This is a genomic window from Pseudomonas sp. GW823-FHT02C02 (assembly GCF_058797635.1).
Window position 1 is genome coordinate 164159 of sequence record NZ_JBXAJV010000008.1, and the last position, 18207, is coordinate 182365.

Below are 18207 nucleotides of genomic sequence, written 5' to 3' on the forward strand. Positions count from 1 at the left end.
ATGATTTCTTTGCCGATTGATGAAGTTTTACCCGCCCTGCGTGAAGCCTTGGCTACACGTCACGAAGCCGTGCTCGAAGCACCGCCCGGCGCCGGTAAAACCACCCGTGTTCCGCTGGCCTTGCTCAACGAGCCGTGGCTGGCCGGGCAGACCATTCTGATGCTTGAGCCGCGCCGTTTGGCAGCGCGGGCGGCGGCGGAGCGCTTGGCCAGTGAGCTGGGCGAGAAGGTCGGTGAAACCGTTGGCTACCGGATCCGGCTGGACAGCAAAGTCGGCCCCAAGACCCGTATTGAAGTGGTCACTGAAGGCATTCTCACCCGACGTTTGCAGGATGACCCGGCACTCGACGGCGTTGGCCTGCTGATTTTCGACGAATTCCACGAGCGCAGCCTCGACGCGGACCTGGCATTGGCCCTGAGCCTGAATGGCCGGGAGCTGTTTCGCGACGACCAGCCGCTGAAAATCCTTTTGATGTCTGCAACGCTTGAAGGCGAACGCCTGGCCGGGTTGCTCGATGACGCGCCGATCCTGCGCAGTGAAGGCCGTATGTACCCGGTGGCGATGCGCTGGGGTCGGCCGCTCCAGCCCGGCGAATTCATCGAGCCGCGCCTGGTGCAGACGATTCTCGAAGCCTTGAATGATGAGACCGGCAGCGTGCTGGTGTTCCTGCCGGGGCAGGCGGAAATCCGTCGCGTGCATCAACAATTGGCGGATGCGCTGGGCGAGAGCACACAGGTTTTGCTCTGCCCGTTGCACGGTGAGCTGGACCTCGCCGCCCAACGAGCGGCAATCGATCCGGCACCGGCGGGCAAGCGCAAAGTGGTGCTGGCGACCAACATCGCCGAGACCAGCCTGACCATCGACGGCGTGCGTGTGGTGATTGATGCCGGGCTGGCGCGGGTGCCGCGTTTCGATCCCGGCAGCGGCATGACCAGGCTCGATACCCAACGAATTTCAAAAGCCAGTGCCACTCAGCGCGCAGGACGAGCAGGGCGTCTGGAGCCGGGCGTGTGTTATCGGTTGTGGTCGCAGGATCAGCACGAGCAATTGGCAGCCTATGCCAGCGCGGAGATTCTCTCGGCCGACCTTGCCGGTCTGGCCTTGCAGCTCGGGCGCTGGGGCGTGACACCGACGCAATTGGTGTGGCTCGACGTGCCGCCCGCCGCCGCTTATGCACAGGCTCAGGATCTGCTTGATCGTCTGGGCGCATTGGACGGCGACGCGCTGACCCGTCACGGTCAGGCCATGGCCGAATTGCCGGCGCATCCGCGCATCGCCCATTTGTTGTTGCGCGGTCAGGCGCTCGGTTTGGCCGACATGGCCTGCGATGTTGCGGCATTGCTCGGTGAGCGGGACATCTTGCGTGGCGCCGGAGCGGATCTGCACAGCCGATTGGTGCTGTTGTCCGGCGAAGAGCGTGCGGCTCGCGGTGCTCAGGGTGGCGTGCAACGTGCCCGGCAACTGGCGCGGCAGTATCGCGGTTACCTGCGTGGCAAAGCGACGGAGCCGGTCAGCGATCCGGATCATCCACGCTGGCTCGGCGCCCTGTTGGCGTTGGCCTATCCAGACCGTGTCGCCCAGCAACGCCGCGCCGGTGGCGCTGAATATCGCCTGGCCAACGGCCGTGCGGCGTTGTTCGCTGAAGCAGACAGTCTGATGAAGCAAGCGTGGTTGGTGATTGCGGATCTGGGCAGTCGTCAGGGGCAGCGCGAGGAACGGATTTATCTGGCGGCGGATTTTGATCCGGCGCTGTTCGATTCCGTACTGGCCGAGCAAGTGCGCGTGGTCGATCAACTGGATTGGGATGAGCGCGAAGGTGTGTTGCGCGCCGAGCGTCAGCGCAAGGTTGGTGAGTTGATCCTCAGCCGCGAACCGCTGACCGGCCTCGACGAAACAGCGCGCAGCCAGGCGCTGGTCAATCTGGTACGCCGCAAGGGGCTGGAGTTGTTGCCGTGGACCCCGGAGCTGCGTCAGTGGCAGGCGCGCGTGGCATTGCTGCGACAGCTGGACCTCGGCAGTAAGGGTGAAAGTGAATGGCCGGATGTCAGCGATGCCGCACTGCTCAAAAACCTTGAGCACTGGCTGATGCCGTACCTGGGCAAAGTCTCGCGCCTCAGTCATTTCGCCAATCTGGACCTGTCGAGCATCGTCCATAACTTGCTGCCCTGGCCGCTGCCGCAACGGCTGGATGAACAGGCGCCGCATCACCTGAGTGTGCCGTCGGGTTCTTCGATTCGTCTGGACTACAGCGAACAGCCGCCGATTCTGGCGGTGCGTTTACAGGAGCTGTTCGGCCTGTCCGATACCCCGCGCATTGCCGGGGGCCGGCAAGTGGTGAAGCTGCATCTGCTGTCCCCGGCGCGGCGGCCGGTGCAGGTGACTCAGGACTTGGCGAACTTCTGGCGCAGTACCTACGCCGAGGTGAAGAAGGATTTGAAGGGACGGTATCCGAAGCATTATTGGCCGGATGATCCGTTGGTGGCCGAAGCCACCGCTCGGATCAAACCCCGCAAGTAACTCTTGGGGTAGAACACAAAAACTGTGGCGAGGGAGCTTGCTCCCGTTGGGCCACGAAGCGGCCCCATAATCAGGCCGCCTGAATGTGTCAGATACACCGCATGCAATGGAGATGCGACTGCTGCGCAGTCGAACGGGAGCAAGCGCCCTCGCCACAGGATTTCACTTGGCTCATGTGCTTGCCCCGGCCTTGGCAGTGAGTTGCTCCCGGCAATAATCGGCAAACAACTGCGCTGGTTTGGTCAGTTGCCCGCGCTTCAACCATGCCGCCACCAATCCCGAACCAGTGACCTCTTCGACGATATCCACGCACACCACTTTCTTCCCGTCGTAAGTGCATTCCGAATGCGGCCGCGTCACCAGGATCGAGAAGCCGAACCCTTGCCCGACCATCCCCCGCACCATCTCGATCGACGGTGAGCTGAAGGCGATGTTCGGTGACAGGTTCAGTTCTTCGAACAGGCTGACGAAGTAGGTCCGGCTCGGTTGCACGTCCAGCAGAATCATCGGTTCCAGGCACAGATCACGTAGCGACACTTGCTTGAGCTGGGCGAAGCGATGGTCCGCCGGCAGCAACGCATATGGCCGTTGCGCCGGCATCAGCGGTTCGGTCTGAATGGTGGCGTCGAGCTCGTGCTCATACAGGATCGCCAGGTCGAAGGTGCCCGACGTCAGGCCTTGCACCAGCTCTTGCTGCTCGCCGTCGCGGATGCGGATTTTCACCCCCGGATACAGCGCCGAAAACCCGGCAATCAGTTGCGGCAGGTACAGCGGTGCGACCGTTTCGAAGCAGCCGATATCGATTTGCCCGGCCACCACGTCGTTGTCGGCGAGGGCATTCTGTTCGAACTCCTTGGCCATGCGCAGCAGTTCCTGGGCTTTGCGATAGAAGCGTGCGCCGCTTGGTGTCAGGGACACGCCCTGAGCGTGATGGCGGATCAGCAGTTGCACGCCGAAGCTGTCTTCCAGGCCTTTGATCGCCGTGGAGATCGCCGGTTGGGCGATGTACAGCTTGCGCGAGGCCTCGGCGACGCTGCCGCATTCGACGGTGGTGATGAAGTATTTCAATTGACGCAGGTTGTAGGCAGCCACGGCAAACCTCGGGGTGGATGGACTCGACATCCAGGCAATTTTCGCGCCGACTGCATCCGTTCTGACGACGGTGTTGTTGTGCCTGAACAATAACCACATACCGCGCCACCGGGGAGATTGGCTGCCCAGTTTTTTCATGGTCTGCGAAGACCTTTTTACTATTTTTACTGGACTCGGGCCTGGGCCACCATTCAGACACAAGAAAAGCCCATGGAGCATCTGAACGTGTTCGAGCTTGCATATTGGCAAAACAAAGCCGCCGCGCTGCGGTTTCCCGACCAGGCCCTGATCGACGGCAAACCCCGTTCGGCGCAGTCGGGTCAGACCTTCACAGCAATCGACCCCGCCACTGGCCAGCGTCTGGCGAACGTGACCGCTTGCGGTGATGAAGAGGTGGACGCGGCGGTACTCAATGCGCGGCGGGTATTCGAAGCCGGCACCTGGTCGGCGCGTTCGCCGAGCGAGCGCAAGCACGTGTTGCTGCGTCTGGCGGAACTGATCATGACCCACCGCGAAGAACTGGCGCTGCTCGACTCGCTGAACATGGGCAAGCCGGTGATGGACGCCTACAACATCGACGTGCCGGGCGCCGCCGGGGTGTTTCGCTGGTACGCCGAAAGCCTCGACAAACTCTACGACCAGATCGCCCCCAGTGCGCAAAACGTGCTGGCGACCATCACCCGCGAAGCACTGGGTGTGGTCGCTGCGGTGGTGCCGTGGAATTTCCCGCTGGACATGGCCGCGTGGAAACTCGCGCCAGCCTTGGCCGCAGGCAATTCGGTGATCCTCAAGCCCGCCGAGCAATCACCGTTCTCCGCCCTGCGTCTGGCTGAGCTTGCATTGGAAGCCGGTCTACCACCGGGCGTGCTCAACGTGCTGCCGGGCCTCGGCGAGCAGACCGGCAAAGCCCTCGGTCTGCACCCGGATGTCGACTGCCTGGTGTTCACCGGCTCCACTGAAGTCGGCAAGTATTTCATGCAGTATTCGGCGCAATCGAACCTGAAACAGGTGTGGCTGGAGTGCGGCGGCAAGAGCGCCAATCTGGTGTTCGCCGATTGCCAGGACCTGGACCTGGCCGCCGAGAAAGCAGCGTTCGGCATCTTCTTCAATCAGGGTGAAGTCTGCTCGGCCAACTCACGGTTGCTGGTGCAGCGTTCGATTCATGATGAGTTCGTCGAGCGCCTGAAAGTGCAGGCCGAGCGCTGGCAGCCGGGTGATCCGCTGGACCCGTCGAGCAGCGCCGGGGCAATCGTCGACAGCCGTCAGACCGCGCGCATCATGAAGTTCATCCAACAGGCCGAACGCCTGGGCGCGACCAGGGTGTGCGGGGGCAGGCAGTCGATCTTCAACGGCTCCGACAACTTCATTCAGCCGACGATTTTTACCGGCGTGAGCCCGGACATGCCGCTGTTTCGCGAGGAAGTGTTCGGCCCGGTGCTGGCGGTCACGGCGTTCGACGACGAGGCCCACGCCTTGCAACTGGCCAACGACAGCGTCTACGGCCTGGCGGCTTCGCTGTGGACCGACGACCTCAACCGCGCCCACCGTGTGGCGCGGCAATTGCGAGCGGGCACGGTGTCGGTCAACAGCGTCGATGCACTGGACGTGACCGTGCCTTTTGGCGGCGGCAAACAGTCCGGATTCGGTCGCGACCTGTCGCTGCACTCATTCGATAAATACACCCAGTTGAAGACCACCTGGTTTCAGCTGCGCGCATAACAGCCGCTCATAACAAAACGGAGAACTGGCGATGACCACACCACGTGAAACCCGCGACTACCAGGCCGCCGACGCTGCGCACCACATCCACGCATTCGTCGATCAAAAAGCGCTCAATGACGAAGGGCCGCGGGTGATGGTCCGCGGCGAGCGCCTGCACTTGTGGGACAACGATGGTCGGCGTTACCTCGACGGCATGTCCGGGTTGTGGTGCACCAACCTCGGTTACGGCCGCAAGGATCTGGCGGCTGCGGCGACCCGGCAGCTCGAGCAGTTGCCGTACTACAACATGTTTTTCCACACCACTCACCCGCAGGTGATCGAACTCTCGGAGCTGCTGTTCAGCCTGTTGCCGGGGCACTACAGCCACGCGATCTACACCAACTCCGGTTCCGAAGCCAACGAGGTGCTGATCCGCACTGTGCGGCGTTACTGGACGATCCTCGGCAAGCCCGAGAAGAAAATCATGATCGGTCGCTGGAACGGTTACCACGGCTCGACCCTGGCGGCGACGGCGCTCGGCGGCATGAAGTTCATGCATGAAATGGGCGGCATGATCCCCGATATCGAACACATCGACGAGCCGTACTTTTTCGCCCACGAGGGCAATCTGACCCCGGCCGAATTCGGCGTGCGGGCGGCGCAGCAACTGGAAGCGAAGATTCTCGAACTGGGCGCCGATAAGGTCGCCGGGTTTATCGCCGAACCGTTCCAGGGCGCCGGCGGGATGATCTTCCCGCCTGAGAGTTACTGGCCGGAAATTCAGCGGATCTGCCGCAAGTATGACGTGCTGTTGTGCGCCGACGAAGTGATCGGCGGCTTCGGTCGTACCGGCGAATGGTTCGCTCACGAGCACTTCGGTTTCGAGCCGGACACGCTGTCGATCGCCAAGGGTTTGACCTCCGGTTACATCCCCATGGGCGGGTTGATTCTGTCGAAGAAAATGGCCCGGGTGTTGGTGGAGCAGGGCGGGGTATTTGCCCACGGTTTGACTTACTCCGGGCACCCGGTGGCGGCGGCGGTGGCGATTGCCAACCTCACGGCGTTGCGCGATGAGGGCGTGGTGACGCGGGTCAAGGATGACATCGGACCGTACCTGCAACAGTGCCTGCGCGAGGTGTTCGGCAATCACCCGTTGGTGGGCGATATTCAGGGTGTCGGCATGGTCGCGGCGTTGCAATTGGCCGAGGACAAAAGCAGTCGCAAGCGTTTTGCCAATGAGAACGACATTGCCTGGCGTTGCCGCACGATTGGCTTTGAGGAAGGGGTGATTATTCGTTCGACGCTGGGGCGGATGATCATGGCGCCGGCGTTGATTGCCAGCCGGGAGGAGATTGATGAGCTGGTGGGCAAGACCTTGAAAGCGATTGATCGGACGGCTCAGGAATACGGCCGGCTTTGATCTTGTAGCGCTCTTGTGATCCTCTTCGCGGGCAAGCCTCGCTCCTGCAGGTTATGTGTCGTGCCCAATTCCGCGGCCGACATAAACCCTGCAGGAGCGAGGCTTGCCCGCGAATGCTGTGGTCGATTCAACACTCATTTCATGTTTTGCACCTCCCCCGTGCATCCCCGCCAACCCCGCCCTTTTACGGCGCGCGCTACCCAGTTTTTTCATCACTCCCAACGACATATTTCCTGATTTTCCTTATCCCGCCCCTGGTCCAACATCGACTTCGCCAGTCAGCCGAATGCTGACCATCGAAAGGTCCATCAGAGACCACCGGTGGCAACTGATCCAAGGCCACTGGCCGTACTGCCCATGACAAAACTAAATCAACAGCTTTGGGAGTGCTCCATGATCAAGTCCTTGCTTAACCGCGTCGCTCATCCACTGGCGATCACCGCCATCGCCGCCACGGTCGCCACCAGCGCCCAGGCCGGCACCCTGTCCATCGGCCACACCACGTGGGTCGGCTACGGCACGCTCTACCTGGCCCAGGATCTGGGTTACTTCAAGGAAGGCGGTCTGACCGTCGAATTGCCCGTCGTTGAAGAAGCTTCGATGTACATGGCCGCCCAGGCTTCGGGCGAGTTGTCGGGCTCGGCGTCGACCATCGACGAAGTGCTCAAGTACCGCCCGCAATTCTGCTTCAAGGCCGTCGCCGCACTCGATGACAGCCATGGTGGCGACGGTGTTCTGGTGGGCAAGGACGTCAAGAGTTTGCAGGAGCTCAAAGGCAAGGCAGTGGCGGTGAACGAAGGGTCGACCTCGCAGTTCTGGCTGTCGTACCTGCTGAAAAAACACGGCATGAGCATGAGCGACATCACCGTGCAGAACATGACGGCCGATGACGCTGCCACCGCGTTCATCGCCGGCCGTGTGCCGGCCGCCGTGACCTGGGAGCCGCACCTGTCGATGGTCCGCAACAAGCAACAAGGCAAAGTGCTGATCGACAGCAGCAGCACGCCGGGAGTGATTGTCGACGTGGTCGCGCTCAACTGCACGGTCATCGAGAAGCAACCGGAAGACGTCAAGGCCTTGGTCGCCGGCCTCTACAAAGCGGTGCAGTACACCAAGGACCATCCGAAGGAAGCTTACAAAATCATGGCCAAAGGCGTCGGCGGTTACCTCGCCGATCCGAAGGAACTGGAAGCCGCCGCGCAAGGCGTGCGCTTCTACGATCAGGCCATGAGCGAAAAACTTTTGGGGTCTCCGGGCAAGCCGGGCGACAGCGAGCCACTGATCAAACTGGCCAACGAAACCGCCAGCGAATTGCAGGGCAAGCCCTACAACGTCAGCAATGACGACCTGATCGACAACCGCTTCGTCAGCCCGCTGTAGGAGGTCCGCATGTTCAAGCGCAATTCATGGCTGAGCCGCTGCATCACGCCCAAGACCGGCCTGCCGGTGCAGGTGATCTGGAGCGCGAGCGGCCTGGCCTGGGTGTTGTTGATCGGCCTGTGGGCCGGGTTGTCCTACGGCGGCGTGGTGCCAGGCATGTTCCTGCCGACACCGGGGGCGGTGGCCGAAGCCGCCGTGCGCCTGAGCCGCGACGGCACCCTTGGCCTGCATGTGTGGGCCAGCCTCGAAGTGGTGATGGTCGGCTTCATTGTCTCGTCGCTGGTGGCGGTGCCGTTGGGGTTGCTGATGGGCAGCTTCCGCATCGTCCAGGCGTTCCTTGAACCGATGGTCAATTTCATCCGCTACCTGCCGGTGACCTCGTTCGTGCCGCTGTTCATTCTGTGGATCGGCATCGGTCTGGAACAGCGGGTGTCGGTGATCATCTTCGGCGTGTTTTTCCAGCAACTGGTGATGATCGCCGACGTGTCCAAGGGCATCTCCAAGGACCTGATCAACGCGTCGTACACCTTAGGTTCGACCCGCCGCGATGCGGTGCTGCATGTGATTGCCCCGGCGTCGTTGCCGGGTGTGCTCGACACGTTGCGTGTGACCATGGGCTGGGCCTGGACCTATCTGGTGGTCGCCGAGTTGGTCGCCGCGTCCAGTGGCCTGGGTTACTTGAGCCTGAAAGCCATGCGCGGTTTTCAAGTGGACGTGATTTTCCTCGCCATCGCAATCATCGGCCTGCTGGGCCTGGTCACCGATCAACTGTTCCGTTTTCTCCGTCTGAGGATTGCCGCATGGGCTCAGTAAGCGCCGTCAACCCGCGTTTCATCACACCCACGGCCGCCCCGGTGCAAGCCGCGCCACGGCTGCAGGTGGACAAGGTCAGTCTGCGTTATCAGAAACCTGGCGGCGGCATGTTCACCGCGCTGGAGCAGGTGTCGTTCGAAGTGCCGGATCAACAATTCGCCGTGCTGGTCGGACCGTCGGGCTGTGGCAAGTCGAGTCTGCTGTACCTCACGGCCGGCCTGAACGAGCCCACGGAAGGCGAGATTTATGTCGGCGGCCAGCAAGTGCAGGGGCCGGGTGCGGATCGGGGTATGGTGTTCCAGAGCTACACGCTGTTCCCGTGGCTGACCGTGCGGCAGAACGTCGAGTTCGGCCTCAAGCGGCGCGGCATGGCGGCCGCTCAGCGCAAGGAGATCGTCGATTACTACGTCAATGAAGTGGGGCTGACCGGGTTCGCCGATAACTACGCCAAGCAGTTGTCCGGCGGCATGATGCAGCGTGTGGCGATTGCCCGGGCCTTGGCCAATGACCCGCAAATCCTCTTGATGGACGAACCCTTCGGCGCGCTCGACAGCCAGACGCGCCTGCAAATGCAGCAGCTGTTATTGCGGGTCTGGGGCAACAGCAAGAAGACCGTGCTGTTCGTGACCCATGACATCGACGAGGCGATTCTGTTGGGGGATCGGGTGTACGTGATGGGCGCCAGGCCAGGGCGGATCAAGCAGATCCTGGACGTGCCGATCGAACGCCCGCGTAACCTGGACATGGTCATGGAGCGCTCGTTCATCGACATGAAACGCAAGATCTTCGGGCTGTTGCATGACGATCTGGAAGAGGTTCATTGAGCCGATTTACCGTCATGCCCAAATCCCCTCTGGGAGCGTTGATCCGGCTCTATGGGGCCGCAGGCAGGAGGAACCGCGCAATCACCGGCAAATGATCGGAGATCCGCAAGGTATCGTCCTGCCTCACCATCGCCTCGACCCGTTTGATCCGCGGGCTGTAGAACAGGTAATCAACCGTCCGGTCCGGGCCATTCAAGCCTGGATCATTCGGGTAGTGGGTCAGCCACCGCGCCCGGTCGATCCCGCTGGCTTCGTTGTTGGTCGGGATCATCGGGTATTTGTCCCACAGCACATGCAAGGCACTGTCGACGGAGTAGGGCGTGCGTTGTTCGTCGGGCAGGCGTCGATACTGGCCCAGCGGCAACAGGTTGAAGTCGCCACCGATCAACCACGGGGTGCCATGGCTTTCATATTTGTCGAGCACCTTGGCCACGGCGGTCACTTGGGTCAGCAGGGTTTCATCAGGCTGGATGACGCGGTCCAGATGGGTATTGAGCACCGCAATCTGCCCACCGCCGCCCAATGGCAGGTAAGTCGCCAGCAAGGCGTTTTTCGGTGTGAACTGACGGCTGATGAAGTTGGCCGACGCGACCGGCAATTGCAGGCGTTCGGCGTGTTCGATCTGGTATCGGCTGAGGGTTGCCAGTTGTCGGCCGACACTGCCGAAGATGTGCGGCAGCGGCACAAAGTCAGCTTTCCAGTCGAAGGCATGAGCGCTGCACGGATAAAGGTCGGCGACCCGCTCCTGAAGCAACTTGAACTGGTTTTGATAATCGCTGGCCTTGGCGCCGTCATCCAGCTCCTGCAACAGCACAATGTCCGGTTGCTCGTCACGAATGACCCGTGCCACCTCATCGAGGCTGAAGGCCATGTCTTCGGCGGTGGGGCTCTCGTCGTCGCCTTTGGCCAGGTCATTCCAGAACACGTAGCGCTTGCCCGCCAGGTACTGGACGTTCCAGGTCATGACTTTCAGGGCCTGGCCGGGGACCAGCGTGGGCGCCTGAGCGTTGCAGCCGACCGGTGCTGCTTCTTTGGCACCGGGACGCCAGGTCAGGTTGTAAATCAGCAAGGCAATCAGGCCCGCCGTGATCAGCAGGCCCAGCAGGGTGTAGCGCAGTAGACGGGTCATGGCTCGGCTTATAGCGTTACAAAAGATGAGCCCGAGCATAACCGAGCGTAGGGCTTAAGCCCATGGGTCATAGCGGCCCGTCAATTTTCTCGGGGGCATCGGCAATCAGCATGAACAGGCGGAACAGCACCACGCTGGTGAACAATTGCAGGAAGCTGTGCGCGCTGTCGATCAGCAGCGAAATCACCGGGTTCTGCGGATCCGGGTAAATCGCAAGGGTCGCGCCCTTGAGCACCCACAACGGGCCCATCACACACAGAATGCACACCAGGATGCGCAGGAAATGGCCGCGGGTCAGACGCAGGCTTTCCTTCATCGCCGCCAACGGGGCCAGGCCGCGCAGCACCAACAGATACTCGCCGAACGCCAGGGTCACCATCAGCCAGATGCCCGGCAGGAAATACAGCGACAGGCCGATCAGGATCAGCAAGGTGTTGAGGGCGGTGAGCAGGGCGAAGCGCGGCCACAGATAGGCCGACCTCGACAGCAACTCGCGGGTGCTCGGTGATTCGCCACGGCTGCGGGCATCGAGAAACAGGATCAGTGCGGCGGTGTACAGCGGATAGACCAGCAAGCCGACCATCACGCTGATGCCGGGGAAACTGTCCGGCTCGGTGGAGCGATCCACCACTTGTTGCAGCAGCGCCTCGAAAATCACCAGCGGCAGGCACAGGCGCACGATCTGGCCCAGATTGCGCTTGAAGAAATACAGAGAGTCACGCAGTACATCGAACGAATTCATCAGTCGGTATCGCAGGTTGAAAGCAGTGGCCCACTTTAACCGATGAAGCCCTTTGGGGCGCAAACGTAAACGTTCGGTAAAGGTCATTGAAACAACTTGTTTCAGCCTCCATTAAGGTCGAGCACCTTATCCTCTTTGGTAAAGGTCAACGATTTCTCCGGCAATCTACGAGGTCGCCATGAACAGCGAAGAACAAACCCTGATCGATGGACTGTTTTCCCGGTTGCAACAAGCCGAAACGGACTCAGCCCCGCGTGACGCCCAGGCTGAAGCGCGGATCAAGGAGCACCTGACTCGCCAACCGGCGGCAGGTTATTTCATGACCCAGGCGATTCTGGTTCAGGAAGCGGCCATCAAAAGCCTCGACGCGCAGAACAAGCAACTCGCTCAGCAAGTTCAGCAATTGCAGGCCGAGCTGCAATCGGCCAAGGCGCAGCCGTCGGCGCCTGCCAGCGGTGGATTCCTGTCGAGCATTTTCGGTGGCGGTTCCCGTGATCCGCAGCCTGCACCGACGCAAAGCGCGCCGTCCTCCAATGGTGGATGGCGTGAGCAGGGGCGGCCGTCGTTCAATTCGCAGCCGCCACAGCAACAGAACTTCGGTGCTGCACCGCTACAGCAGAATTACGCGCCGCAGCAGCAAGCCCCCGGGATTGGCAGTGGTTTCCTTGGCGGCGCACTGAAAACCGCCGCCGGTGTGGCCGGTGGCGTGATGCTGGCGCAAGGCATCAGCAGCCTGTTCCACAGCAATCAGCAACCGCAGGAAGTCGTCGAAGTCATCAAGGAAGAACCGGCTCAGGTCAATGATCAGAGCGACAGCGGCAACGGCTGGGGCAACGACGAGCGCGTGGCTGACAACAACGCCAACGATCAGGGAGGCTTCACCGACGCCGACTACAGCGATGACAGCTCTTCGTTCTTTGGCGGAGACGACGATTCCTTCGTCTGATTCAACGTTACAGGTGTAACACTGAACCCGTGGTGAGGGAGCTTGCTCCCGCTGGGCTGCGCAGCAGTCCTTCTTTGGGGCCGCTGCGCGACCCAGCGGGAGCAAGCGCCCTCGCCACAGGTTGCCATTCGTCCGAGGCTCCAAGAGGCTTCGGGCCGATTATTCGCGGAACAATCCTTCAGGCTGGCATACTGGGCCACTTTTCGGGCCTGGTGCCTGACCCAGCCTGCGCGCGACTGCGCCAAAGAGGATGCACGGTGAAAAAAATCGCAGTGTTCGCCGACGTTCAAAACCTCTATTACACCGTGCGTCAGGCCTATGGTTGCCACTTCAACTACGCCGCGCTGTGGGCTGATATCAGCAAACAGGGCGAGATCGTCGAGGCCTATGCCTACGCGATCGATCGCGGCGACAGCAAGCAGCAGCAATTCCAGCAGATCCTGCGCAACCTCGGCTTCATCGTGAAGCTCAAGCCCTACATCCAGCGCAGCGACGGCTCGGCCAAAGGCGACTGGGACGTGGGCATCACCCTCGACATCATGGACGCCGCCGATCATGTCGACGAAGTGGTGCTGGCTTCCGGCGACGGTGATTTCGACATGCTGCTGGAGCGCATCATCACCAAGCACGGGGTGCAAGCCGTGGCTTACGGCGTGCCGGGCCTGACCGCCAACTCGCTGATCCGCGCCGCCAGCCGCTACGTGCCGATCGAAGGCGCGTTGCTGCTCAAGAATTGATTTTTACGGAGTTGATACAGGTTTGGAACGCATAGCAGTCATCGACTTTGAAACCACCGGGATCTCCCCGAGCAGCAGCTGCCGGGCCACGGAAATTGCCGTGGTGATCCTTGAACAGGGGCGCATCGTCGAGCGTTACCAGAGCCTGATGAACGCCGGCGTGCGCGTCCCGGCCTTCATCGAACAACTGACCGGCATCAGCAACGCCATGCTGCGCACCGCGCCCTCGGCAGAGCAGGTGATGAACGAGGTCAACGAATTCGTCGGGATCACGCCGCTGCTGGCCCACAACGCCGCGTTCGACCAGAAGTTCTGGGACTTCGAACTCAGCCGCATCAAGCGCACCCGCTTGCAGAACTTCGCCTGCTCGCTGCTACTGGCCCGCCGCCTGATGCCCGCCGCACCCAACCACAAACTCGGCACCCTCACCACCTTCGCCAGCCTGCCCAACACCGGCAAGGCCCACCGGGCCATGGCCGATGCCGAAATGGCGGCCAACCTCACGGCGCACCTGGCGCAAGAGCTGCGGCACAAGCACGGGTTGCGCGAGTTGTCCCATGATTTGCTGGTCAGCTTGCAGAAAGTGCCGGCGGCGAAGATCAACGAACACCTCAAGCGCCATCGCGGGTTCTGAAGACACCGCAAATCCCCTGTGGGAGTGAGCCTGCTCGCGATAACGGAGTGTCAGTCGACATAACTGTTGAAGATGAACCGCTATCGCGATCAGGCTCGCTCCCACAGGTCGGTGTTCGATCTCAATCCTTGTGTTTAACCACGCCTCAAAATCGACGATTGCTCCTACCAAATATTAGGAATTTGTCCGTCTTGCCCCGTACCTGTCGCATCGATAACCTCTGGGACGTCGCTGCCAATTCAGCGACCGGGTCTGCAAGCCCGCCGATAATTTGTTAGGCGCCTACCGGCGCACCTATAATCGCGTCGCTTTACCTAGCGACCATCGATTTATGGTGGCTGTGTGCGGGAGACCTTCGGGTCTGCCGAGGTTGCCTAACGACTCGGTCTTGCAGACCCGCACACAGCTGCCACCCATCATCTGCAAGTGATGCTGGCATCCCCAACGTTCGTTAGGATATTCGCCATGATCAAAGTTACCCCCAATCCCCCTGAAGATTTAGATCAGTCCTTAATACTGCAAACAGCTGCATGCGCAGCTCACTTCACCCACAAAACATTCATCCGTCACCACATCCAGCTGCGCGCACTGTTGATGCACGCAGAGCCCTGGTTTTGCGCCCGCGATATCGGTCGATTGATGGGTGTGGACATAAATGGAAGGCAAGTGCTCAAGCTTGATGCGGATCAGAAGCAACTGATGTGTCTGTCCGGAGATGATGACCTCGAAGAGACCTTGATGCTGAGTGAATCGGGCGTATACGCGATGTTGGTGTACCACTACTGCCCGGAAAACCGCCATTTACGACGTTGGCTGACCCACGACGTGGTGCCGATGTTGCGGGAGGAAGTCGGGTCCATTTCGAATCAAGCGCCGCATATGCGGGCGATGGAATGGGCGGGCGGAACGCTGCGACTGCTGCATTGGCGCAAAGAACCTTGGGTGCGCCTGCGGGATATGCCGGGCTTGTTGCCTGCAAGTTACTGCGGCGTCTGACAGATCGCTTCGCTGGCAAGTCGAATCGTCGCACCGCCGCTCCCACAGGAATCAGGTGACATCCGTGGGGGGGGGGGGGGGTGGACAGGCTCACCGGGCCATGGCCGATGCTGAAATGGCGGCCAACCTGACGTCGCACTTGGCCTTAAGCGTCATCGCGGGTTCTAAGTACGCTGCAAATCCCCTGTGGGAGTGAGCCTGCTCGCGATAGCGATTTATCATTCAACGTTGATGTCGACTGATACTCCGCTATCGCGAGCAGGCTCGCTCCTACAGGGACTGCGCCGTTTTCAGACTTTGCTGTTCCCTTCCAGTTGCCCCAGCGGCACGCGCTTCTCTATCGCGCTCGACAGCACAATCGAGGTCTTGCTGAACCCGAACTTGGCGATCCGGTTGATCAGCTCTTCCAGCTCCGGCATCGAACCCACCGCAGCCTGCATGATCACGCACGGATCACCCGTGACCCGGTGGCATTCCGTCAGTTGTGGGATTTTGATCAGGTCGTCGTAGGCCTTCTGGTTGCCATGCTGGTTCAGGCGCAACTCGATCACGCACTGGATCGGCAGCCCAAGCTTGGCCATGTCGACTTTCGCCTGGTAACCGGTAATTACCCCGCTGGCTTCGAGTTTGGCCACGCGCTCGGCCACGGCCGGGGCGGACAGGTTGACCTTGCGCGCCAGGTCGGCGTAGGACGCACGGCCGTTTTCCAGCAGGGCGCTGAGCAGCATGCGGTCGTATTTATCCATCGTCGTGTACCTGAAAAATGACTGACTTTCGAAAACACGGCTTATAGCGTCAATCTCCGTGTTTTGAAAAGTGTACCGACGCTATAAACAGGTTTTGTAACTTATTTTAAGCCGCTGGCCTTTCTAGAATAGCCGTTCACATTGTCCTGTCATCGAGCTGCCCATGCCTGGCTTACGTCGTTTCCCCTTACCGTTGATCGCCGCCTTTTTCGCGTTGTACGTGATTTGGGGCTCGACTTACCTGGTGATCCGCATCGGCGTGGCGTACTGGCCGCCGTTGCTGCTCGCCGGCATCCGTTTCGTGATCGCCGGGAGTTTGATGTACGCCTTCCTGCGCTGGCGCGGGGCACCGGCCCCGACCTGGGCGCAGTGGAAAGCCGCCGGGATCATCGGGATTTTGCTGCTGACGTGCGGTAACGGCGCGGTCAGTGTGGCCGAACACACAGGTGTCGCTTCCGGTGTTGCGGCACTGGCGGTGGCGACGGTGCCGCTGTTTACCTTGCTCTGCGGCTATTTCTGGGGCGCGCGCAATACCCGTCTCGAATGGGCCGGCATTGTGCTCGGGCTGATCGGCATCGCCATGCTTAACCTCGGTTCAAACCTGCAATCGAGCCCGCTGGGTGCGGCGTTGCTGGTGTTCGCGGCCGCGTCCTGGGCGTTCGGCTCGGTCTGGAGCAAACAATTGCCATTGCCTCAGGGCGCCATGGCCAGTGCCGTGGAAATGCTGGTGGGCGGCGTGGCATTGCTGATCGGCAGCGCGCTGAGTGGCGAGCATCTGCAGGCGATGCCGCCGATCGAAGGCTGGGCAGCCCTGGCCTACCTGACCTTCTTCGGTTCGATCATCGCCTTCAACGCTTACATGTACCTGTTGAAAAACGTGCGTCCGGCGGCGGCGACCAGTTATGCCTACGTCAACCCTGCGGTCGCGGTGTTGCTGGGGATCGTATTTGCCGGCGAGACCATTGGCATCGAAGAAGCGCTGGCCATGTTGGTGATTATCAGTGCCGTGGTGTTGATCGGATTGCCGCAGTGGCGTCGGGCACCGGAACGACCTGCTGCTGTGGTGCAGACAGAATCGAGTGTGAATTAGGGTAAACTGCGCGGCATTGCATCTTTTTCGCACACTTGTTTTGAAAAACCCGCGCTGAATTTTCCTACGGTAATCCCATGACTTTCGCCACCCTTGGCCTGATCGAACCCTTGCTGCGCTCTCTCGAGACGCTCGGCTACCAGACCCCGACGCCGGTTCAGGCGCAAGCCATTCCGGCGGTGCTGGCCGGTCGCGACCTGATGGCCGCCGCCCAGACCGGCACTGGCAAGACCGCCGGCTTCGCGCTGCCGCTCCTGCAATTGTTGGCCATGGAAGGGCCGAAAGTGGCGTCTAACTCGGTGCGCGCACTGATCCTGGTGCCGACCCGCGAACTGGCCGAACAGGTTCACGAAGCCGTGCGTCAGTACGCCGAGAACCTGCCGTTGAGCACTTATGCCGTGTACGGCGGCGTCAGCATCAACCCGCAAATGATGAAGCTGCGCAAGGGTGTTGACGTGCTGGTGGCGACGCCGGGTCGTTTGCTCGATCTGTATCGCCAGAAGGCCCTCAAGTTCAATCAGCTGCAAACCCTGATTCTGGATGAAGCCGATCGCATGCTTGATCTGGGTTTCTCCGAGGAGCTGGGGAATATCTACCGCGTGCTGCCCAAGCAACGTCAGACGCTGCTGTTCTCCGCAACGTTCTCCGACGCGATCCGCTTGCTGGCTGGACAAATGCTCAACGATCCGCTGAGCATCGAAGTCAGCCCGCGCAACGTCGCTGCCAGCACCGTCAAGCAGTGGGTCGTGGTGGTGGACAAGAAGCGCAAGCCTGAACTGTTCGTTCACTTGATGCGCAAGGGCAAGTGGAAGCAGGTGCTGGTGTTCGCCAAGACCCGCAATGGTGTGGACGCGCTGGTGGAAAAACTCCAGGGCCTGGGCATCAATGCCGACGGCATCCACGGCGACAAACCGCAGGCAACCCGTCAGCGTGCGCTGGACCGGTTCAAGGCCAGTGAAGTGCAGATTCTTGTGGCCACCGACGTTGCGGCCCGTGGTCTGGATATCGAAGATTTGCCATTGGTGGTCAACTTCGACCTGCCGATCGTGGCGGAGGACTACATCCACCGGATCGGTCGTACCGGTCGCGCGGGTGCAAGCGGGCAGGCCATTTCGCTGGTGTGTGCCGATGAAGTGAATCTGCTGTCGGCCATCGAGACGTTGACCCGTCAGACATTGCCGCGGCAGATGGAACATGACTTCGAACCTGAGCACCGGGTGCCGGATACCGACGCCAGCGGTCAGGTCGTCAAGAAGCCGAAAAAACCGAAGAAGCCGAAGACCTCCGGTGGCGGTAAACGCAATCTGGGTAAGTGGGTCGAGAGTGGGGATGCTTCGGCGCCGGAGCCTTCGATCAAGCCTGTGCGCAAAGTGCCGGTGTTTAACACTGGGCCGCGTAAGAAGAAGCCTTAAAAAGCTTCGGCGTCTGTCAGGACGCCTT

Annotated in this window: 16 protein-coding genes; 12 read left to right on the forward strand and 4 right to left on the reverse strand. The window is 60.9% G+C overall.

Annotated features, from left to right (window positions below):
• Positions 1 to 2517 carry an ATP-dependent helicase HrpB gene (gene hrpB / locus AC1ROI_RS16520; protein WP_102594328.1) on the forward strand — a complete coding sequence of 839 codons (2517 nt, stop codon included), beginning with the start codon at positions 1 to 3 and terminating at the stop codon, positions 2515 to 2517.
• Positions 2518 to 2688: 171 nt separating this feature from the next.
• Here hrpB and AC1ROI_RS16525 read toward each other — a convergent pair whose 3' ends face one another.
• A complete protein-coding gene (locus tag AC1ROI_RS16525; protein ID WP_083377264.1) occupies positions 2689 to 3609 on the reverse strand; it encodes a LysR substrate-binding domain-containing protein in 921 nt (306 codons plus the stop codon).
• A 225-nt stretch (positions 3610 to 3834) separates the two neighbouring features.
• On the opposite strand from AC1ROI_RS16525, the gene AC1ROI_RS16530 reads away from it, so the two are divergent.
• The 5 genes from AC1ROI_RS16530 to AC1ROI_RS16550 all read left to right on the forward strand — a co-directional run bounded on the left by AC1ROI_RS16530 (position 3835) and on the right by AC1ROI_RS16550 (position 9747).
• Positions 3835 to 5328 carry an aldehyde dehydrogenase gene (locus tag AC1ROI_RS16530; RefSeq protein ID WP_102594343.1) on the forward strand — a complete coding sequence of 498 codons (1494 nt, stop codon included), beginning with the start codon at positions 3835 to 3837 and terminating at the stop codon, positions 5326 to 5328.
• Positions 5329 to 5359: 31 nt separating this feature from the next.
• Positions 5360 to 6730, forward strand: coding sequence for an aspartate aminotransferase family protein (locus AC1ROI_RS16535; RefSeq protein ID WP_102594327.1), 1371 nt, complete (start codon positions 5360 to 5362; stop codon positions 6728 to 6730).
• Between the two features lie 393 nt (positions 6731 to 7123).
• Complete coding sequence (locus tag AC1ROI_RS16540; RefSeq protein ID WP_010467401.1) at positions 7124 to 8110, forward strand: ABC transporter substrate-binding protein; 987 nt, start codon at positions 7124 to 7126, stop codon at positions 8108 to 8110.
• Between the two features lie 9 nt (positions 8111 to 8119).
• Positions 8120 to 8923, forward strand: a complete 804-nt coding sequence (locus AC1ROI_RS16545) for an ABC transporter permease (protein ID WP_010467403.1) — start codon at positions 8120 to 8122, stop codon at positions 8921 to 8923.
• Positions 8911 to 9747 carry an ABC transporter ATP-binding protein gene (locus tag AC1ROI_RS16550; protein WP_077749911.1) on the forward strand — a complete coding sequence of 279 codons (837 nt, stop codon included), beginning with the start codon at positions 8911 to 8913 and terminating at the stop codon, positions 9745 to 9747. Before AC1ROI_RS16545 ends, AC1ROI_RS16550 begins: the two co-directional genes overlap by 13 nt.
• A 49-nt stretch (positions 9748 to 9796) precedes the next feature.
• Here the strand turns inward: AC1ROI_RS16550 and AC1ROI_RS16555 are convergent, their stop codons facing one another.
• The gene (locus AC1ROI_RS16555; RefSeq protein WP_102594326.1) at positions 9797 to 10876 is read right to left on the reverse strand and encodes an endonuclease/exonuclease/phosphatase family protein; all 1080 of its coding nucleotides are present in this window, start codon (positions 10874 to 10876) and stop codon (positions 9797 to 9799) included.
• Between the two features lie 67 nt (positions 10877 to 10943).
• Positions 10944 to 11618, reverse strand: coding sequence for a YciC family protein (locus tag AC1ROI_RS16560; RefSeq protein ID WP_077749934.1), 675 nt, complete (start codon positions 11616 to 11618; stop codon positions 10944 to 10946).
• A gap of 178 nt (positions 11619 to 11796) precedes the next feature.
• On the opposite strand from AC1ROI_RS16560, the gene AC1ROI_RS16565 reads away from it, so the two are divergent.
• From AC1ROI_RS16565 to AC1ROI_RS16580, 4 genes are all read left to right on the forward strand, one after another.
• Positions 11797 to 12564 carry a DUF2076 domain-containing protein gene (locus tag AC1ROI_RS16565; protein WP_102594325.1) on the forward strand — a complete coding sequence of 256 codons (768 nt, stop codon included), beginning with the start codon at positions 11797 to 11799 and terminating at the stop codon, positions 12562 to 12564.
• 257 nt (positions 12565 to 12821) lie between these two features.
• Positions 12822 to 13301: a LabA-like NYN domain-containing protein gene (locus tag AC1ROI_RS16570; RefSeq protein WP_010467410.1), complete on the forward strand. Its 480-nt coding sequence runs from the start codon at positions 12822 to 12824 to the stop codon at positions 13299 to 13301.
• Between the two features lie 22 nt (positions 13302 to 13323).
• Complete coding sequence (locus AC1ROI_RS16575) at positions 13324 to 13935, forward strand: 3'-5' exonuclease (RefSeq protein WP_077749914.1); 612 nt, start codon at positions 13324 to 13326, stop codon at positions 13933 to 13935.
• Between the two features lie 465 nt (positions 13936 to 14400).
• Positions 14401 to 14931 carry a BRO-N domain-containing protein gene (locus AC1ROI_RS16580; RefSeq protein ID WP_010467413.1) on the forward strand — a complete coding sequence of 177 codons (531 nt, stop codon included), beginning with the start codon at positions 14401 to 14403 and terminating at the stop codon, positions 14929 to 14931.
• 290 nt (positions 14932 to 15221) lie between these two features.
• On the opposite strand, the gene AC1ROI_RS16585 is transcribed toward AC1ROI_RS16580, so the two are convergent.
• Complete coding sequence (locus tag AC1ROI_RS16585; protein WP_010467415.1) at positions 15222 to 15677, reverse strand: Lrp/AsnC family transcriptional regulator; 456 nt, start codon at positions 15675 to 15677, stop codon at positions 15222 to 15224.
• Between the two features lie 163 nt (positions 15678 to 15840).
• On the opposite strand from AC1ROI_RS16585, the gene yedA reads away from it, so the two are divergent.
• Together yedA and rhlE1 are read left to right on the forward strand one after the other, a co-directional pair.
• Positions 15841 to 16767, forward strand: a complete 927-nt coding sequence (yedA, locus tag AC1ROI_RS16590) for a drug/metabolite exporter YedA (protein ID WP_010467417.1) — start codon at positions 15841 to 15843, stop codon at positions 16765 to 16767.
• 77 nt (positions 16768 to 16844) lie between these two features.
• The gene (rhlE1, locus tag AC1ROI_RS16595) at positions 16845 to 18179 is read left to right on the forward strand and encodes an RNA helicase RhlE1 (protein WP_077749917.1); all 1335 of its coding nucleotides are present in this window, start codon (positions 16845 to 16847) and stop codon (positions 18177 to 18179) included.
• Positions 18180 to 18207: the final 28 nt, after the last annotated feature.